Below are 17,541 nucleotides of genomic sequence, written 5' to 3' on the forward strand. Positions count from 1 at the left end.
CATAGTGTGCTCTCAACTGTTGCGTGACGACGGAATCACAGGTGGAGGAGTGACATCCGTCGCGGCGTACGGGCCGCCCGCGACATCAGGACCCTCGCGCCTTGGCCCCGGGAAATCGCCTTCAAGGAAATGTTCCTCGACTTCAAGGCAATTTTCCTTGGCCGCAAGGCTTTTCTGTTCCATGTAGACCCTGCGTGCTGCGTCGTCTCGGCTATCTGCCTCGGCGTCGCACCTTTCTGGTTCGGGTACGGGATTCTTTTTTGCTTGTCAGCTCACCTGAAAGCGTTGCGCGGGAAGAATTTTTCCTCGTCTTCTCACTTGTCCGCCTCGATGCCGCGCCTTTCTGGTTCGAGAGCGAGGAGATTTTCCTCGTCGCCGAACCTTTGAGCATTGGCGCCGAGGAAATCTGCTTCGTCACCTCACCTATCTGGCTTGATGCCGTACTTTTCTGGTTCGCATGCGAGGTCTTTCCCTGTGTTGTCTCGCCGAAGAAGCTCGTAAGCGGGGAGATTCTCCTCGTCGCATCACCCTTGCGCATGGCGAGCACACCCATGCCTTCTCCCCGCCTGTGGGGAGCCGCGTAGCCCGGGTAAGCGCAGCGCACCCGGGGCACCGCGACCTGTCGGCACCCCGTTCCCCGGATGCGGCCGCTGGCCTTATCCGGGCTAAGCCGGCTTCGAAGGCATTGTGCAGCCGTGACCCGCAGCGGCTTCGTCGCCCCTCACCCGCCTTCGGCACCCTCTCCCCGCAGGCGGGGAGAGGGGTACTGCCGTTCCACATCGCCAGGAAACACCCTTCTCCCCGTTTACGGGGAGAAGGTGCCCAGCGGGCGGATGAGGGGCGAGCGGAGGCTGGGCACTGTCCGGTCACGCAACATCTCCACATGCGTGCGCGTTGTTTCGCAACACTCGATCCGCCTTGCAATGCCAGCGACCGCGGCTCCGTCGGCCCCTCACCCGCCTTCGGCACCCTCTCGCCGCAGGCGGGGAGAGGGGCACTGCTGTTCCACATCGCCAGGAAACACCCTTCTCCCCGTTTACGGGGAGAGGGAACGTTCGATCCACATCGCTTGCCTACCTCCGTCTCCGCGCGCGGGGCGAGGAGGAGTTACTTCTCCGCATCCAGCGCCAGGTTTAGCTCCAGCACGTTGATCCGCGGCGCGCCGAGGACGCCGAACTGCGGGGCCTCGGTATGCGCGGCGACGAGGCGTTCGACTTCCGCCGCCTCGATGCCGCGCGCACGCGCGACGCGGGCGATCTGGATGCGCACCGCGGCCGGCGACAGGTGCGGGTCGATGCCACCGCCGGACTGGGTGACCAGGTCGCTGGGCACGTCGGCTGGCGCCACGCCTTCGCGCGCGGCGACGGCAGCGCGCGCCTCGTCGATGCGCGTGCGCAGGTCCGGGTTGGTACGCGCCTGGTTGCTGCTGGCCAACGCCATCACGTCATACCCGGCCGCGGAAGGACGCGACTGGAAATAGCGGTCGTCGGCGAACGGCTGCGCGACCAGTGCCGAACCGATCACGCGACCGTCACGTTCGACCAGACTGCCGGTGGCCTGGTGCGGGAACAGCACGCGACCCAGGCCGGTGCCCGCCAGCGAATACAACAGGCCGAAGCCGAGCAGCGACACGGCGGCCAGCATTAGCGACGGGCGCAGCGCGCTGCGGGCAGGGGCAGGAGTGGAAGCAGCATTCATGGCAATTCCTCAGGCGCCGGTGAGGGCGGCCAGCAACAGGTCGATGAGCTTGATGGCGGCGAACGGCAGCAGCACGCCGCCGACGCCGTAGACCAGCATGTTCCGGCGCAGCAGCGCGGTAGCGCCGGCCGGGCGGAAGCGCACGCCGCGCAGCGCCAGGGGGATCAGCAGCGGAATGATGATGGCGTTGAAGATCAGCGCAGCCAGTACCGCGTTCGTTGGGCTGGACAGGTGCATCACGTCGAGCGCGCTCATCGAAGGGATGGCGGCCGCGAACAGCGCCGGCAGGATGGCGAAGTACTTCGACACGTCGTTGGCCAGCGAGAACGTGGTCAGCGCACCACGCGTGATCAGCTGCTGCTTGCCGACTTCCACGACCTCCAGCAGCTTGGCCGGGTCGGAGTCCAGGTCGACCATGTTGCCGGCCTCCTTCGCTGCCTGCGTGCCGGAGTTCATCGCCAGGCCCACATCGGCCTGCGCCAGCGCGGGCGCGTCGTTGGTGCCGTCGCCGACCATGGCGACCAGGCGGCCGCCGGCCTGTTCCTGACGGATGCGCGCCAGCTTGTCTTCGGGACGCGCCTCGGCGATGTAGTCGTCCACGCCGGCTTCGGCGGCGATGGCGGCGGCGGTCAGCGGGTTGTCGCCGGTGATCATCACCGTGCGAATGCCCATCGCCCGCATGTGGGCGAACTTTTCCTTGATGCCGTGCTTGACCACGTCGGAGAGTTCCACCACGCCGAGCACGTGCTGGCCATCGCTGACCACCAGCGGGGTGGCGCCATTGCGCGCGACCTGTTCGACGCGCGCGGTGAGTTCGGCCGGCGCACTGCCACCCAATGCCTGCACGTGCTGCAGGATGGCGTCGGCGGCACCCTTGCGGATGCGGCGTGCGCGGCCGGGGCCGTCGCCGGCCAGGTCCACACCGGACATACGGGTCTGCGCGGTGAAGGCGACGAACTGCGCCTGCGCCGGTTCCACCAGCGTGGCGCCCTGCTCGCGCGCCAGCCGCACGATGGATTTGCCTTCCGGCGTCGGGTCGGCGAGCGAGGACAGCATGGCGGCATCGCGCAGCTGCGCGTGATCGATGCCGGCCAGCGGGTGGAACAGCGTGGCCTGGCGATCGCCGTGGGTGATGGTGCCGGTCTTGTCGAGCAGCAGCACATCGACGTCGCCGGCTACTTCCACCGCTTTGCCGGACTTGGCCAGCACGTTGGCGGCCAGCGCGCGGTTCATGCCGGCGATGCCGATGGCCGGCAGCAGGCCGCCGATGGTGGTCGGGATGAGGCAGACCAGCAGCGCGACGAGCAGCAGCGGGTCGAGCTTCGCGCCGACGAAGCCGGCGATGAAGGGCAGCGTGACCACCACGATCAGGAACGTCAGCGTCATCGTCATGAGCAGCAGGCCCAGCGCGATCTCGTTCGGCGTCTTCTGCCGGTTGGCGCCTTCGACCAGCGCGATCATGCGGTCGAGGAAGCTGTGGCCGGGCTCGGCGGTGATCTTCACCACGATCTCGTCGGACAGCACCTTCGTGCCGCCGATCACGCCGCTGCGGTCGGTACCGGCTTCGCGCAGCACCGGCGCGGATTCGCCGGTGACGGCAGACTCGTTGATGGTGGCCAGGCCCTTGACGATCTCGCCGTCGGCGGGGATCTGCTCGCCTGCGGACACGATGACGTAGTCGCCGGGCTTCAGGTCGGCCGCCGGCATGCGCCGCTCGGTGCCGCCCAGCGGCGTGTCCACGCGGCGTGCGACGAGATCCTTGCGGGCACGCCGCAGCGAGGCAGCCTGGCCGCGACCGCGCGCTTCGGCGACGGCTTCGGCGAAGTTGGCGAACAGCACGGTGACCAGCAACAGGGCGGTCACCGCCCAGCCGATGCCGGGTGTCGCCTTGCCGGCCAGCGTGAGCACAGCCGTGAGCAGCGTACCCAGCCAGACCACGGCCATCACCGGGTTCCTGAAGGCGTGCTGTGGGGCCAGCTTGATGAACGAAGCAACGATGGCGGTACGCACGCCCGCGCTGTCGAGCAGCGCGGCGGAACGGCGCGGGGAAGAAAGCAGGGAGTCGGTCATGGCAACAGTCCTCAGGACGCGATCAGCGCGAGGTGGTCGGCCACGGGGCCTAGCACCAGCACAGGCATGAACTGCAGCAGGGTCAGGATGACGACCACCGCGATCAGCGTCAGTGCGAAGGTGGGGGTTTCGATCTGCAGCGTGCCGGGGCCTTCCGGCGCGGCGCGCTTGCGCGCGAGCGAGGCGGCGATGGCCAGCGGCAGGATCAGCGCGGGGTAGCGGCCCAGCGCGAGTACCAGCGACGCGCTCAGGTTCCACCAGTACGTGGCATCACCCAGGCCTTCGAAGCCCGACCCGTTATTGGCGAAGGCGGACGTGTACTCGTAGAACACCTGGCTGATGCCGTGGAACGACGGATTGGAAGTGCCGGTGATCGCCGGCACCGCGAGGGCGAGGGCGGTCAGGCCCAGCAGCACCAGCGGCTGCAGCAGCACCAGCACGGCCAGCAGCTTCACTTCATGTGCTTCGATCTTGCGGCCGAACAGTTCCGGCGTGCGGCCTGTCATCAGTCCGGCCAGGAACACGCTGAGCAGCAGGTAGACGAGGAACTGCTGCAAGCCGCAGCCGATGCCGCCCCAGATGCTGTTCACCAGCATGTTGCCGAGCGTCACCAACCCGGTGAGTGGCGCCAGCGAGTCGTGCATCGCATTGACGGAGCCGTTCGACGTCTGCGTGGTGACGGCCGCCCACAGTGCGGACGGCGCCGCGCCGAAGCGCACCTCCTTGCCTTCCATCACGGCGATGTCGGTGGACGTGCCGGACAGGCTTTCGGACCACAACGCCGCGCCGGCCGAGACCAGGGACATCGTCAGCATGGTGCCGAACACCAGCGCGGTGAACTTCCTGCGCCCGGTGAAACTGCCCACCATGAAGGCGATGCTGACCGGGATGAGGATGATGGCCAGCGTTTCCAGCAGATTGGAGAGCGGCGTGGGGTTCTCCAGCGGCACGGCGCTGTTGGGGCCGTACCAGCCACCCCCATTCGTGCCGAGCTGCTTGGCCGCAACCATCGGCGCGACCGGGCCGACCGCGATCTTCTGCTCGCCCATCTGCGCGGCGGCATCGACGGGCGTCGCCACCGGACCGCCCTGCAGCGTGGACGGCACGCCCTGCCAGGTCAGCAGCACCGACCACAGCAGGCACAGCGGCAGCATCACGCGCACGGCCGGGCGGATAACATCGGCCCAATAGTTGCCGGCATCGGCGTCACCGTTGCCCTGCGCCTCCGTCGTGTTCTTCCCTCGCCCACCGAAGAAACCGCGCAACGTCGCCACCACCAGCGCCAGGCCCATCATCGGCGTGACCACCTGCAACCCGACGATGCCGGTCATCTGCGCCAGGTGCGAGAGCTGCGCCTGGCCGGCGTAGTGCTGCTGGTTGGTGTTGGTGAGGAACGACACCATCGTGTGCAGCGCCAGGTCCCAGCGCATGTTCGGGGCGTCGTTGGGATTGAGCGGCAGCCAGGCCTGGGTCATGAAGACGAGCCAGGCCAGCAGGCCCAGCACCAGGTTGCTCAGCAGGAAAGCCTTCGCATAGGCCTTCCAGTCCATGCCCTGCGCCGGATCAATGCCGAGCAGCCGGTACAGCGGACGCTCGATCCAGCCGAACAGCGCATCGCCGCGCATCGGCGCACCGCGCATCACCGCGGCCAGGTACCGGCCCAGCGGCCAGCCCAGTGCGATCGCAAGCGCGAAGACAAGGAGGAATTCAGTCATGGGTATCGTCCATCGGCATGCGCGCACGCCGCGTGATCAGCAGGAACAGGAGGCCGGCGCCGGCGAGCACGCCCGCGAGCGCCAACATCAGGTGGAGGAAGTCGGTGGCCATGGCGGCGGTCAGAACGCGGCTTGCAGCGCCGCTTCGACGCGCGAGCCGGCCAGACCCGGAAACAGGTCCCTGGCGCTGCTGTCGGTGGCGTGCGCCGTCACGCGCAGTTCGAACGGCGCTTTGAATGCCCACACCGCGCCGAGCTGCGCATGCGCGTAACTGTCGTCGTAGGCGTCGTCCAGCCAGTAGTAACCGGCGGCGGCTTCCAGGCGGACCTGCTCACCCAGCGGAACTTTCGCGCCCAGCTGCGCATAGGCGCCGGCTTCGTCCGTCGCAAGCGCTTCGGTGGAGTAGCCCAGCTGCGCCCAGTAGTTCTGCTTCCAGGTCAGCGTGCCGATCGCCTCGGTCCAGTTGAGGTCGACGGTGGTGGACGGATAGCGGTAGTGGGTCAGGTTGACATCGAGCGCCCAGTCTTCGGCGACGTTGCCGCTCCAGCCGACGGTGACATCGAGTTCACTGCTGGCCCGGGTCTCCGGCGCGAACTCGACGTTCGAGCCCCACACGGCGCCGTAGAGACCGTTGTCGGCCGACGCCTTGAAGCCGGCCTGCACCGCAGGATCGCCTTGTGTCTGGGTGGTGCCGCGCCATACGTAGTCGGTGGTCAGCGCTGCCGAGCCGCCGACGGTGGCGGCGTATGCCGGCGCGGTGATGACGAGTGCGAGGGAGAGCGCTGCGGCAGCGCGCAAGGCAGGCGTTCGCCTGCCGGTACGGGGGAGTGCGGGTGACATGTGCAGGTTCCAGGCGGAGGGTGGTCCGCCGACCCGGAAAGTCTGTTCTCCGCGCGCGTAAAGGCGCTATTTACGCTGTTCGCTGCGCCGTAAAGTCTGCGTAAACCTCTCCGGCCAACCGCGGTCAGCCCGACGCGCGCGTCCTGCCGCTGCGGCCGAGCACATGATCCGCATCCTGGTCGAAGGTGGGCGCTGCGAACGGATCGGGCCCCACGGTGCGGCCGAACGCGATCGGGCGGGTGACGCCGCGATAGCTGCCGATCACCGGATGCGCGATCTCCGCCACCATGTCCTCGGCCAGCACCTGCGGATGCTCGAACATGTCCTCCACCCGCCGCGCCGCCGCACAGGGCACTTCGTCGCCGAAGTGCGCCTCCCATTCCAGCGCATCGCGGTTGCGCAGGGCCTCGTGCAGGCGCGGCACGATGTCGGCGGCGTGCTGGGCCCGCTTGCGCACGGTGTCGTAGCGCGGATCGTCTGCCAGCGCATCCAGCCCGGTCAGCCGGCACAGCGCCTTCCAGAAGCGCTGCGTGTTCGCGGACAGGTACAGGTAGCCCTCGCGCGCGGGATGGATGCCGGTGACGCCGCCCGACCGCATGTCGCGGCCGATGTCCAACGCCTCGCCTTCGGCCCAGATCATGCGCGCGGATTGCATGGTCAACGCACTGCGCAGCAGCGACACGCCGACGAACTGGCCAAGCCCGCTGCGTTCACGCTCATACAGCGCCGATGAGACGCCGGCCGCGAGCAGCGCCGCCGCGTAGTAGTCCACCACCGAGCCGTAGATGATCTCGGGGGCACCGCCGCGCTTGCCCTGCAGCGTGCACATGCCGGTCATGGTCTGCAGCACCTGGTCGTAGCCGGCCTTGTCCTTCATCGGCCCATGCTCGCCATAGCCGGTGACGGCGCAGTAGATCAGGCGCGGATTGATCACCGACAGGCTGTCGAAGTCGATGCCGAGACGCTTCGGCACGCTGGGGCGGAAGTTGTGCACCAGCACGTCGGCCTCGCGCACCAGCCGCAGCAGCGCGGCGTGGTCGGCCGGCTGCTTCAGGTCCAGCACCACGCCCTGCTTGCTGCGGTTCACCCCGAGGAACGCGCGGCTCTCCTTTTCCAGCGTGGACGGATACTGGCGAAGGTTGTCGCCGTCCGGCGGCTCGACCTTGATGACGTCCGCGCCCTGGTCGGCCAGCAGCGTGCAGCCGTAGGGGCCGGCGATATAGGCGCTCAGGTCGAGCACCTTCACGCCGCTGAGCGGGCCCGCAGCGCCCTGGCGCAGGCGCGAACGGAAGGGAGACGCGTTGTCCATGGGAGAAGCCTCCTTCAGCCGCCGCCACGACGGCGATGGCAAGTCTGTGCCACGCGGCGGACCGGATACAGCCAGCCGCCGTACTTTCTTCTGCCACAAATTCTTGCGAGCGCCGATGCCTTCATGCCGGCGGCAACGACAGCCAGGTGAGGCGCCAGGCGCCATCCACGCGGCCACCCGCGCGGTAGTACGGCCAGAACAGCAGGGGCGCGCGATAACCCAGTTGCATGGCGATGCCCGCGCCTTCTTCGCCGTCGCTGACGGGCAGCACCTGCAGCCAATCGTCCTGCGGGCCATCCGGCAGCCGGATGGTTTCTTCGGTCTTGAAGCCATCGATCAGTTCGGTGGCGTAGACCAGGGGGCCGCGGGTCAGGCCGACGTAGCGCAGGTCCAGCACCTGCTGCCTGACGTCGCCGCCATCGGGCGCGCGCGACTCCTGCACATTGCGCAGCGCGTGGTGGTGCAGGACGGGCTGCAGCGGGAACACGATGGTCAGCAGATCGCCCGCGCTCCAGCGTCGCGTCACGCGGGCGAAGGTGCCGGGCACCACGTCCGCGTCCACCGCCTCGCCATTCACGCTGACGGTGGCACCGTGCGCCCATGAGGGCACGCGCAGGCGTACTTCGAAGCTGGCGTCGTGCTCCGGCTCGACCTGCAGCGACACGGTACCGTCGAACGGGTACGTGGTGTGCTGACGCAACCGCAATGCGCCCGCGCGGGGATGCACCAGGCGTGCTTCCCCGGGTCCGTACACATTGATGGCCACGGCGTTGCCAGCCTGCGTGTACGCGATGGAGGGCAGCTCCTCCAGCGCCATCGCGCCGCTGGACTTGCAGCAGCGCCAATACGTGGTGTGCACGCGACGGCCATTCGGGAACGAGTAGTAGCACCAGTCCTCGCCATTGGGCGCGTGGGCACCGAGCAGATCGTTGTAGGCCGTGCGCTCGATTTCCTCTGCGTAGCGCGCTTCGCCGGTCAGGCGCAGCAGTTCGCGGTTGAGCTGGATCCAGGCCAGCAGCGAACAGGTTTCCACATACGCGTTGGGGCTGAAGCTGCCGGGCGCATTGAACACTTCGCGCGAGCGATGCGCCACGCCCCCCCACGGGCCACCGCCGAGGGTGAGATGGCGCTCGCGGATGCTTTGCCACACGCGATCCACGGCCTCGTGATAGCGCGCCTCGCCCGTGGCGCGCGCCAGCTTGGCCAGTCCGACCAGGTTCCAGGCCAGCTGATAGGCCTTGCCGGTGGCGATCTCCGCCGCATCCGCACCGGCCAGCGCGCGCGTCAGCAGCGCCAGCGGTGCGTGGGCGTCGGCCTGCGCCAGCACGTGTTCGGCCAGCTGCAGGTAGCGCGCTTCGCCCGTGGCGAAGTACAGCTCCATCGCCGGATCCATCAACACGGTCGCCGACATGCCGTGATGGTTGCCCAGCGTGGTGATGTCGATGCCGCCTTCCGTCAGCACCTGCCAGCACAGGTCGCCGATCCGGCGTGCGGCCTCCAGGTAGGCCGCGTCCGGGAAGTGGCGATGCACTTCCAGCAGGCCGAGGATCAGGTAGCTGTGCGTCCAGATGTCCCAGGTGCGCAGCGCGGGCGCGCCATCCCACGTCAGCGGCTTCGGGGGCTGCGGGTGCATGAAACGGCGCGCAGGCGCGTAGTTGCCCAGATAGCCGTCGGGCTGCTGCCGCGAGACCAGGTAATCGGCGACACGGCGCACGTTCGCCTGCAGGCCGGCATCACCGTCGCGCGCGGCGGCGCGCGCAGCGGCGACCAGCCATTTGCCGGCGTGTTCGCCGTACCAGTCGCCCTCTTCGTTGTGGTCGACATGCTGCGGCGCGAACAGGGCGATCGCGGGACTGTGCTCATCCACGATGAAATGGTGGAGGCGCCCGGCGCGGTTCGCGTCCAGCGCCGCGCCAAGCACGCCGCCCAGCGTGACCTGCGCGGGTGACGGCAGCTGCAGCCCCTCGTCGGGCATTGTCGCGGTCATCCTGCGTCCACCACGCAACGGAAGCCGATGCGGCCGGAGCGGTCCTTGCCCGGTGCCATCAGCAGGAGCTTTCCGTGCTGGTCCAGCCGCTTGGCCTGCGGGAAGTACCAGTGCGACGTGCGCGGCTCGTAGTCGCTGCCACCGCGCACGATGGCCGCGCGGGTGTGCTCGTCGTGGAACTCGTCCGTCCATTGCCAGACGTGCCCCACCAGGTCCTGCACACCGAACGGGCTGGCCCCGGCGGGGTACCTGCCTACATCGGCCGGCGGCGGCAACGTGCGGCCGCGGAACACCCGCGGCGCCGTGTCGTCGCGCCACGTATCGCCCCATGGATACAGCCGCCCATCCGTGCCCTGCGCGGCGTACTGCCATTCCCACCCATGCGGCAGACGCTTGCCCGCCCAGGCGGCATAGGCGCGCGCATCCTCCAGCGACACCCAGGTGACAGGCTTGTTCTCCCACCCGGGCTGCGGCGCACCCTCGCGCCAGTCGCGCAGGAAGTTCTGCGCGTCCTGCGGCGCGTAGCCGGTCGCGTCCATGAAGGCTTTGTACTGCGCGTTGGTCACCGGGTAGCGGTCGATGTGGAAAGCCTTCATCTGCATGCGGCGGCGGTGGTGCCTGCGCGCGGTCGGCTCCCACGGAAACTGCACGTCCACGCCTTCCCACACCTGCCCTTCGATCTCGATACCCTGCACGGCGAACAGGAACTCGCCGGACGGGATCGTCACCATGCCGTCCGGCGCCGCGGCCTGCGGTGCGGTCGGCGCGATCGGTTGCAGCACCTGCGGCAACGCGGTCCACTGCGCGGACAGTGATGCCAGCGGCGTAGCGGCGCGTTCGGCCATCCGGGCCAGGAACGTGTCGAGGCCTTCTTCCTGCACGCCATCGCGCAGCGCCAGCAGCGCGCCGAAACCCCGGCCTTCCAGCGTCGTCTCCAGGATCGCCTGGCCGTCGATGATGCGTGGCGACAGCGCGGTACCGTTCCACAGGTCGAAATAACGCGTGCCGTCCACATGCGGCACGGCGAGCTGTTCGCCTTCAATCGGATATTCGTGGCGGTTGACCAGGGTCCACAATGTGCGGCCCTCGCCCGGGAAGCGGCTGGCGAAGATGCCGGCCTGCAGCGCGCGCTCGTACGGGCGCCAGTCCAGGCTGACCAGCAGTGGCGCGAAGCGGCGGTAGAGGGTGGCGATGCGGCGCAGCGATTCGGCATCGCGCGGGGTCAGCTGGTTCCACAGGCCCCAGACGTTTTCCCACGCGTTGTAGCCCACGCCGTTGAAGAAGATGTACTGCAGGTCGTGGTTGCGGTCGCGGCCCCAGCGGTTCTCGTAGTTGATCATGTGGCGCGGTTCCAGCCACTTGAACTTCGCCACCGGCGGCACGACTTCGTTCGGCGCCTTCTTGCCCCAGCTCTGCACGTTCCAGATCAGGTGCTCCTCGGCGCTGATCGTGGATTCCGGCTGCACCACCACCGGATGGCCCAGCGCATCGCAGGCGTCGAAGAACGCACGCGGCACACCATTGTAGGTGTCGCCGTTGATGCCGTCCGCACCCACCGCCTTGACGATCTTCGCGATGGCCTGCCAGTCCGGCTCGCCTTCGTCGCGGGTGCCGTTGTCCCACGGCATGGTGGTGAGGAACACGCGCACACCGCGACGGTGGAAGTCCTCGACGGCACCCCGCAGGGCCTCCAGCCCGCCCGGCAGGCTGCGGGCGAAGTCGAACTGGTTGCGGTCGTCCACGCCGATGTTGGGGTACACGCACCACAGCAGCACGCTGTCGAGGCCGCCGTAGCGCGCGTCCAGGTCATCGAGGTAGCGATCGACGGTGTAGCGGCCGGCGACGGGGTCGTAGAGGTAGCGGTCCTCGACCATCACCTGCGCGTGCACGAAGTTGCGCTGCGCCCACTGCAGTTCGGGCCGGCGGTAGTTGGCATCGTCGTAGCCGATGCGGGTCAGGTGCTCGCGACGCCAGTCCTTCAGCTCGGCGACCCAGTCGTCGGCCGACGCGTTGGGGTCGATCTTCCACTGGCCGATGTCGGCGAACGGCCAGCCCGGCGCCTTGCCCGGCGTGGGCAGGTAGCGCTGGGTGGTGACGTGGGAGAACTTGTATTCGGTCTTCACCGGCGATGGCAGCGCGTCGGTGGCGTCCTGTGTGTCGGAAGGATCGGGGGGCGTGGGGGAATTCATGGGATGGGTCTTTCAATCGGAACCGGTGATACCGCAGTACGCGGCGAGGGCAGCCTTGTGGTCGGGCGCTTCGACCTGCGCGGCCAGCCATGCATCGACCTCGTCGCACGCCGGGATGCTGGCCTGTGCACCCAGGCGCGTGCATGCCAGGGCCGATGCCGCACTGGCGAAGCGTAACGCGTCCGCAAGCGGTGCATGCTGCGCCAGCCGGGCGGCGAGTGCACCGCAGAACGTATCGCCCGCAGCCGTGGTATCCACGGCATCGATGCGGAACGCCGGCTGCAGGAACAGTTCGCCCCCGCGCCTGGCGACACAGCCGCGGGCGCCCAGTGTGGCGACCACGCACGGCACCGGGAGGCGCGACATCTGCGCGACCAGCGTGCCGGGACCGGCGAGCGCGGCAAGTTCGCCTTCGTTGACCACCAGCAGGTCGACGTCCTGCAGCAACAAGGGCGGAAGCGCGGTGGCGGGCGCGGCGTTCAGCAGCACGTGCACGCCGGCGGCGTGTGCCACGTGTGCGAAGCTCGCCACGGCATCCAGTGGCGTTTCAAGTTGGAGCAGCAGGTGGGTGACACCGAAGAGGGAAGGCAGGTGGTGCGGGCGCAGGGCAGCATTTGCGCCCGGCGCCACGGTGATCGCATTTTCCGCGTCGTCGGACAGGCAGATGAAGGCGGTACCGCTGGCGACATCGGGCGCGCGGACGATGTGCGTCGCCACGCCGGCATCTACCAGTGCGGCTTCCAGCACCGTGGCGTAGGGATCATCGCCCAGCGCCAGCAGCATGCGCGTCGCCACGCCACCCGCGCGTGCGCAGGCCACGGCCTGGTTGGCGCCCTTGCCGCCGGGGAAGGTGGCGAAGTCGCGACCGAGCACGGTTTCGCCCGGCGCGGGCACATGCGGCGCGCGGACAACGAAATCCAGGTTGGCCGAACCGGCCACCAGTACCGGCGCCTTCATGGCGACACCGTTGAATAGACCTGCCGGTAGAACGGCGCCGCGATCTTCGGCAGCGCGGGGGCGCCGTCCGTCGGCAGGTGCTGCGACATGAGCACGATCACCAGCCTGCGGCTACGGTCGATGGTGAACCACGTGGACGCAGCGCCGGACCAGCCGAACTGCCCCTGCGAGCCAGGTCGCGTGGTCTTCGCGGTATCGGTGACCACGTAGCCGCCCAGGCCAAAACCTTCGCCCGCCTCCGGGTAGGCGACCGGCGGATCGAAACGCACGAGCTGGTCCTGCATCATCTGGTCGACGGTCGATGGCTGGAGCAGGCGGATGCCATCCAGTTCCCCGCCGTTGGCGAGCATGCGCGCAAAACGCAGGTAATCGGCGGCCGTCGAGTACAGGCCGCCCGCGCCGCTGCGGTAGGCACGCAGCGGAATGCCCGGCTCACGCGCGGAAGGCGTATCCGCCAGCACGCGATGGCCCTCGGCGTTGCGCGTGGTCAGCGCCATGATCCGCCCGCGCTGCGATGCCGGCACCTGGAAGCCGGTGTCGCGCATGCCGAGGGGCGCGAAGATCCGCGACTGCAGGAACACATCGAACGGCGCCCCACCGGCCACCTCGATGACCCGCGCCAGTACCTCGCTGTTGACGCCGTCGTACCGGAACCGGGTACCGGGTTCATCGGCCAACGGCGCGCGTGCGACACGGCGTGCGTAGTCCGCCAGATCTTCCGCGTCTTCCGGCGCCTGCTGCTGAAGCAATGCCGACGCCACCCGGATATCGTCGCCGCCAGTGGCAAAGCCCGCCGTGTGGGTCAACAGATGGCGCACGGTCAGGGGACGATGCACCGCCATGAGCTGCGGCTCCGCCTCGCCGCCGCCAGCCACGCGCTGCAACCCGGCGAACCCGGGCAGATAGCGCGCGACCGGATCATCCAGCCGCAACCTGCCCTCCTCCACCAGCATCAACGCCGCCACCGAGGTGATGGGCTTGGTCATGGAATAGATGCGGAAGATCGCGTCTTCGCGCAGGGGTTCCTTCCCGGTCGCGTCGGCATGACCAAGCGCGCCGTGGTAGACGATGACGTCCTTCAGGGACACCATCGCCACGGCACCCAAATAGTCCTTCTCGCCGACGGCACCGGCGAGAAGGGAATCCAGCACGGCGTCGCTTCCGGAAGACGAGGTATGCAGAGGCGTTGTGCAACCTGCTACGAATGCGACCAGAGTCAGGCCGACAGCGATTCGCACGCCACGCCGCCTCCAGATGGAGGCGGCGCGGGCGGACACGACATGGGGAAAAGCCGGCATCAGTGGATCATGGTTCAGAACGTGTACTCGTAAGTGAAAGAGTACATGCGCCCACGGCCCGCCCAATAATTGCGCCAGCCCGGCACTTGCGACCACGTCAGGATGTATTGCTTGTTGGTCAGGTTCTCGATACCCAGCGAGAAGCGACCGACATTCTGCACTCGATAGTTCATGCCAAAATCGAACAGGGTGTAACCCGTCGTATGCTCTTCATAGGAGAAGTCACGGTTGTCGTATGGCCGTGTATCGCTTCCGGAAAGATCACGCGACAGCAGCGTAGTCGACCCTAGGGTTGCGTCGCCGGCTTCCGAGAACTTCCAGCGCACGGATAGCGCGATTTTGTCCGGGTTCACGTCCAGGGCACCGATGGGCTTGTTCAGCGGACCCGCACCCCAGCGACCTTCCGGATCCTCCGTCCAGAACGACGTCTTGCCGCGGATGCGTGAGTAGACACCGCTGAGCTTCCAGGCGTCATTGACGTTCCAGTCGCCGGAAAACTCGAAGCCTTTGATGCGGGTTGGGGCACGGAACAGCATGTAGTCCTCCGTGATCGGATCGATCACGTAGGAGGAGCCCAGCTTCGACCGCGAGTCGTAGTGCGAAGCACTGAACGACGTCTTCGCGCCGCGCCAGTTGATGCCGAACTCGCGGTTGTCGACCACCACGGCCTTCAGTTCCTGGAAGGTGGAGTCGACAGTGGCCAGCGGATCACCGGGGCAGCCATCGGGCTTGGTGTCATTGGGATCGTCAGGGCAGGAGATGTTACGCAGCGGGATACCGACATTGGGCAGGCCGAATCCCTCCCCATAGGCACCGAACACGGACCACTGGTCGGTGATGCGCCAGATCGCGCCCAGGTTGACCAGATTCTCCTGATAGCTCAGCTTGCCGCCTTGCACGAAGCGGCGATCACGATACCAGGTGGTCGTATAGTCGTTGACTGTCAGCTCGCCATCCTCGCGACGGAAGCCGCCGCTCAAGGTCACCGGTCCGATGTCATAGCTCAGCTGCATATAGGGTGCGACGCTTTCGTACTCCATGGGGGGCACCCACAGGCGATTGGTCAGTGCCAATCGCTGGTCGGCCTTGTCGCGCACCCAATCGACCCCGGTGCGCAGCTCCAGGCCTTCGACCCCGAATAGTTCGCCTCGCGTCCACGACGGGCGGAAGCCTACCTTGTCGGAGTTGATTTCGGACTGATCCCAGATCAGGCCATCAGGGCCGTTGGGGGGGATCAGCGGATCCTGACGATCACTGCCGTTCTCCGCCGGATAGCGCATGGCCTGGTCGGCCCAGTAGGCATTCAGACTCAACGTGCCGCCGAAGAAATTGGCGTCGGTATACAGCACGTTGACCTGCGTGAAGTCATTGAACTCGGCCTTTGTACCGAATAGATGGCCGCGTTCAGAGGTGTTTGGGCTCGGGTTTTCACACCAACCCGGTTCGTAGCGACAACCGTCGACCTGGACGTAGTTTCCATTGCCCTCGATCTTGAAATCGCTGTAGCTGAGCTGCAGGCGCTTCTCCAGATCCTCGCCGAAGTTGATGCCCCCCTTGAAGAACAGGTTGCGCGCTTCGGAGTCGCTGACTGAACCACTCGTGTTCATCCCCAAGCGCAGACCATTGGCGTCGTAGCCCATGCCGCGATCGATGCGCGAGACGCCGACCACCATGTCGTAGTTGTCCTGCTTGCGTGCGAAATTCATGCCGACCTTCCAGCCGGCGCTGTCGTCCTTGAACTGGGTCGAGTAGCGCGTCAGCAGACGGAACTCGTTGCCTTCCTTGGTCGGCACCGTGGAAATGTAGTTGATGATGCCTCCCGCCGCGCCAATGCCTTCGGACGCCGAGGGCCCGTTGATCACTTCAACGCGCCCAACGATGCCCATGTCGGTGAAGGTGGCGTTGCGACTTCCATCGCGCAGCGGCGAGCCCTGTGGCACACCATCGAACAGGCGCAATGCCACCCGGCCGCGCAGGGTCTCACCGCTATTGCTCATCGCTTGGGACGCCTCGGCGTAGCCCGGCACGGTGCGTGCGAGCACGGCAGTCGCGTCGTCTGTCATCAGCAGGGTGTGCGCGATCTCCTCCTTGGTCACGAGCGAAACTGCGCCAGGGATCTTGTCGACGGATTTTGCCGAACGCACACCCGTCACGATCACCTGGTCCAGGTCGACGGCATCCTTCGCCCGTTCTTCTTCGGCTGCCGCGTCCTGCGGCAGCGGGGTGTTCTGTTGGGCCTGGACGCTGGCGCTGACGGCGGCAGCCAGCAGGAAAACGCCGAACGCGGCGGGTACCTGTTTCATGGTCAGTTCTCGGAATGCTTCGGTGGACGGCACGGCGGCACAGCAGGCGACCGTTCCGTGACAGGGATGTGCGTGCAAGAAAGGCCGCAAGGGACGGCCGGCGTGCCCAGCGTTCCTCCCAGACGCTTGAACCCGACGATGCTCAAAGCCTAGGTGGACGGCCGTCACGGAAGAATCGTCCGCGGATATGTTCACAGGCTAGTTTTTGTAGCGTGCACTGCAACATCGCACGGCGATCAGGCCTGCCCGGTGGCGACGCGGCTCTCCTGCAGCAGCACGGTGACCAGGCGGATACGCACCGTGGAACGCGACCACACCATGCCGATCCGTCGGGGTTCGCTCGCCAGCGGCAGGGGGATGCGAAGCAGGTCCAGGCCCTCCGGCCACGGACGTGCCCAGTCCGGCACCAGCGATACGCCCAGGCCGCGGTCCACCATCACGGCGATGGCATTCAGGCCGTTCAGTTCGAAGCGCTCGCGCGGCACGATGCCTGCGCGGCGCAGGTAGTCGTCGGCGACCCGCCCACCCCACTGGTTGCGGTCGTAGCGGATCAACGGTTCCTCGCGCAGCAGGTCGTGCGGATCCCGGCCGGCCATGCGCGCAGGCGCGATCATCACCAGCGGCTCTTCGCGCAACAGCTGCCAGTCGCAGGTCTTGGGCAGGTTGTACGGCGCCTGCAGCACCAGCGCCGCATCGAGTTCGCCGGTTTCCACCGCGCGGTACAGCTCGGCCGAATAGCCGGGACGGATGTAGACGTTGATCTGCGGGAACTTGTCGACCATCCGCGCCAGGATGTCCGGCAGCATGCCCGCGAGCGCGGTGGGGCACGCGCCCAGGCGCAATTCGCCGGAGACTTCGCTGTCGTTCGCGACGCTGCGCATGTCGGCCACATCACGCAGCAGGTCGCGCGCCCGCTGCAGGATGCGCGAACCCTCTTCGGTCAGGCTGACGGTACGGCCGGCACGCGCGATGAGCGGCGCGCCGAGTTCGCGTTCGAGGGTGCGGATCTGCTGCGCCACGGCCGCCGGCGTGATGTTGAGCACGCGTGCCGCCGCGGCCATCGAGCCGCGGTCGGCCACCACCACGAACGTATTCAGGAACTGGGTGTCCACGCGCCTCCCCTTGTCGCCCTCAGGCTACACGAGGGCAGACCGCACGACGATGGGACATATGGC

The 17,541-nt window shown here is 67.4% G+C and carries 13 protein-coding genes; 1 reads left to right on the forward strand and 12 read right to left on the reverse strand.

All coding sequences use genetic code 11. From position 1 onward, the window contains the following. Positions 1 to 12: 12 nt before the first annotated feature. Positions 13 to 183 carry a hypothetical protein gene (locus WBN46_RS05890; protein WP_337730684.1) on the reverse strand — a complete coding sequence of 57 codons (171 nt, stop codon included), beginning with the start codon at positions 181 to 183 and terminating at the stop codon, positions 13 to 15. A gap of 11 nt (positions 184 to 194) precedes the next feature. Here WBN46_RS05890 and WBN46_RS05895 point away from each other — a divergent pair, with 11 nt between their 5' ends. Further along, complete coding sequence (locus WBN46_RS05895) at positions 195 to 584, forward strand: hypothetical protein (RefSeq protein ID WP_337730685.1); 390 nt, start codon at positions 195 to 197, stop codon at positions 582 to 584. A 523-nt stretch (positions 585 to 1,107) separates the two neighbouring features. Here the strand turns inward: WBN46_RS05895 and kdpC are convergent. From kdpC to WBN46_RS05950, 11 genes are all read right to left on the reverse strand, one after another. Next, on the reverse strand, positions 1,108 to 1,698 hold the full coding sequence (gene kdpC, locus WBN46_RS05900; RefSeq protein WP_337730686.1) for a potassium-transporting ATPase subunit KdpC: 591 nt from the start codon (positions 1,696 to 1,698) through the stop codon (positions 1,108 to 1,110). 9 nt (positions 1,699 to 1,707) lie between these two features. Beyond that, the gene (kdpB, locus tag WBN46_RS05905) at positions 1,708 to 3,768 is read right to left on the reverse strand and encodes a potassium-transporting ATPase subunit KdpB (RefSeq protein WP_337730687.1); all 2,061 of its coding nucleotides are present in this window, start codon (positions 3,766 to 3,768) and stop codon (positions 1,708 to 1,710) included. 11 nt (positions 3,769 to 3,779) lie between these two features. Then, the gene (gene kdpA / locus WBN46_RS05910; RefSeq protein ID WP_337730688.1) at positions 3,780 to 5,483 is read right to left on the reverse strand and encodes a potassium-transporting ATPase subunit KdpA; all 1,704 of its coding nucleotides are present in this window, start codon (positions 5,481 to 5,483) and stop codon (positions 3,780 to 3,782) included. A gap of 120 nt (positions 5,484 to 5,603) precedes the next feature. Continuing rightward, positions 5,604 to 6,323, reverse strand: a complete 720-nt coding sequence (locus WBN46_RS05915) for a TorF family putative porin (RefSeq protein WP_337730689.1) — start codon at positions 6,321 to 6,323, stop codon at positions 5,604 to 5,606. Between the two features lie 124 nt (positions 6,324 to 6,447). Further along, positions 6,448 to 7,632, reverse strand: coding sequence for a CoA transferase (locus tag WBN46_RS05920; protein WP_337730690.1), 1,185 nt, complete (start codon positions 7,630 to 7,632; stop codon positions 6,448 to 6,450). A 121-nt stretch (positions 7,633 to 7,753) separates the two neighbouring features. Then, positions 7,754 to 9,619 carry a beta-L-arabinofuranosidase domain-containing protein gene (locus WBN46_RS05925; protein WP_337730691.1) on the reverse strand — a complete coding sequence of 622 codons (1,866 nt, stop codon included), beginning with the start codon at positions 9,617 to 9,619 and terminating at the stop codon, positions 7,754 to 7,756. After that, positions 9,616 to 11,808, reverse strand: a complete 2,193-nt coding sequence (locus tag WBN46_RS05930; RefSeq protein ID WP_337730692.1) for an SUMF1/EgtB/PvdO family nonheme iron enzyme — start codon at positions 11,806 to 11,808, stop codon at positions 9,616 to 9,618. Before WBN46_RS05930 ends, WBN46_RS05925 begins: the two co-directional genes overlap by 4 nt. 12 nt (positions 11,809 to 11,820) lie before the next feature. Beyond that, positions 11,821 to 12,765 (reverse strand): ribokinase, encoded by a 945-nt coding sequence (locus WBN46_RS05935; protein ID WP_337730693.1) that lies wholly within the window; start codon positions 12,763 to 12,765, stop codon positions 11,821 to 11,823. Continuing rightward, the gene (locus tag WBN46_RS05940) at positions 12,762 to 13,916 is read right to left on the reverse strand and encodes a serine hydrolase domain-containing protein (RefSeq protein ID WP_337730694.1); all 1,155 of its coding nucleotides are present in this window, start codon (positions 13,914 to 13,916) and stop codon (positions 12,762 to 12,764) included. Before WBN46_RS05940 ends, WBN46_RS05935 begins: the two co-directional genes overlap by 4 nt. Positions 13,917 to 14,077: 161 nt before the next feature. Beyond that, positions 14,078 to 16,366, reverse strand: a complete 2,289-nt coding sequence (locus WBN46_RS05945) for a TonB-dependent receptor (protein ID WP_337730695.1) — start codon at positions 16,364 to 16,366, stop codon at positions 14,078 to 14,080. 236 nt (positions 16,367 to 16,602) lie between these two features. Then, positions 16,603 to 17,478 carry a LysR family transcriptional regulator gene (locus tag WBN46_RS05950; RefSeq protein ID WP_192200105.1) on the reverse strand — a complete coding sequence of 292 codons (876 nt, stop codon included), beginning with the start codon at positions 17,476 to 17,478 and terminating at the stop codon, positions 16,603 to 16,605. Positions 17,479 to 17,541 lie beyond the last annotated feature (63 nt).

This window comes from Pseudoxanthomonas sp. CCNWLW251, assembly GCF_037402255.1.
Classification (GTDB): Bacteria; Pseudomonadota; Gammaproteobacteria; order Xanthomonadales; family Xanthomonadaceae; genus Pseudoxanthomonas_A.

Excerpts from the sequence above, each read along its gene's own strand:
- WBN46_RS05890 (WP_337730684.1), bottom strand. The coding sequence starts at position 183 with ATGGAACAGAAAAGCCTTGCGGCCAAGGAAAATTGCCTTGAAGTCGAG.
- kdpC (WP_337730686.1), bottom strand. The coding sequence starts at position 1,698 with ATGAATGCTGCTTCCACTCCTGCCCCTGCCCGCAGCGCGCTGCGCCCG.
- kdpB (WP_337730687.1), bottom strand. The coding sequence starts at position 3,768 with ATGACCGACTCCCTGCTTTCTTCCCCGCGCCGTTCCGCCGCGCTGCTC.
- kdpA (WP_337730688.1), bottom strand. The coding sequence starts at position 5,483 with ATGACTGAATTCCTCCTTGTCTTCGCGCTTGCGATCGCACTGGGCTGG.
- WBN46_RS05915 (WP_337730689.1), bottom strand. The coding sequence starts at position 6,323 with ATGTCACCCGCACTCCCCCGTACCGGCAGGCGAACGCCTGCCTTGCGC.
- WBN46_RS05920 (WP_337730690.1), bottom strand. The coding sequence starts at position 7,632 with ATGGACAACGCGTCTCCCTTCCGTTCGCGCCTGCGCCAGGGCGCTGCG.
- WBN46_RS05925 (WP_337730691.1), bottom strand. The coding sequence starts at position 9,619 with ATGACCGCGACAATGCCCGACGAGGGGCTGCAGCTGCCGTCACCCGCG.
- WBN46_RS05930 (WP_337730692.1), bottom strand. The coding sequence starts at position 11,808 with ATGAATTCCCCCACGCCCCCCGATCCTTCCGACACACAGGACGCCACC.
- WBN46_RS05935 (WP_337730693.1), bottom strand. The coding sequence starts at position 12,765 with ATGAAGGCGCCGGTACTGGTGGCCGGTTCGGCCAACCTGGATTTCGTT.
- WBN46_RS05945 (WP_337730695.1), bottom strand. The coding sequence starts at position 16,366 with ATGAAACAGGTACCCGCCGCGTTCGGCGTTTTCCTGCTGGCTGCCGCC.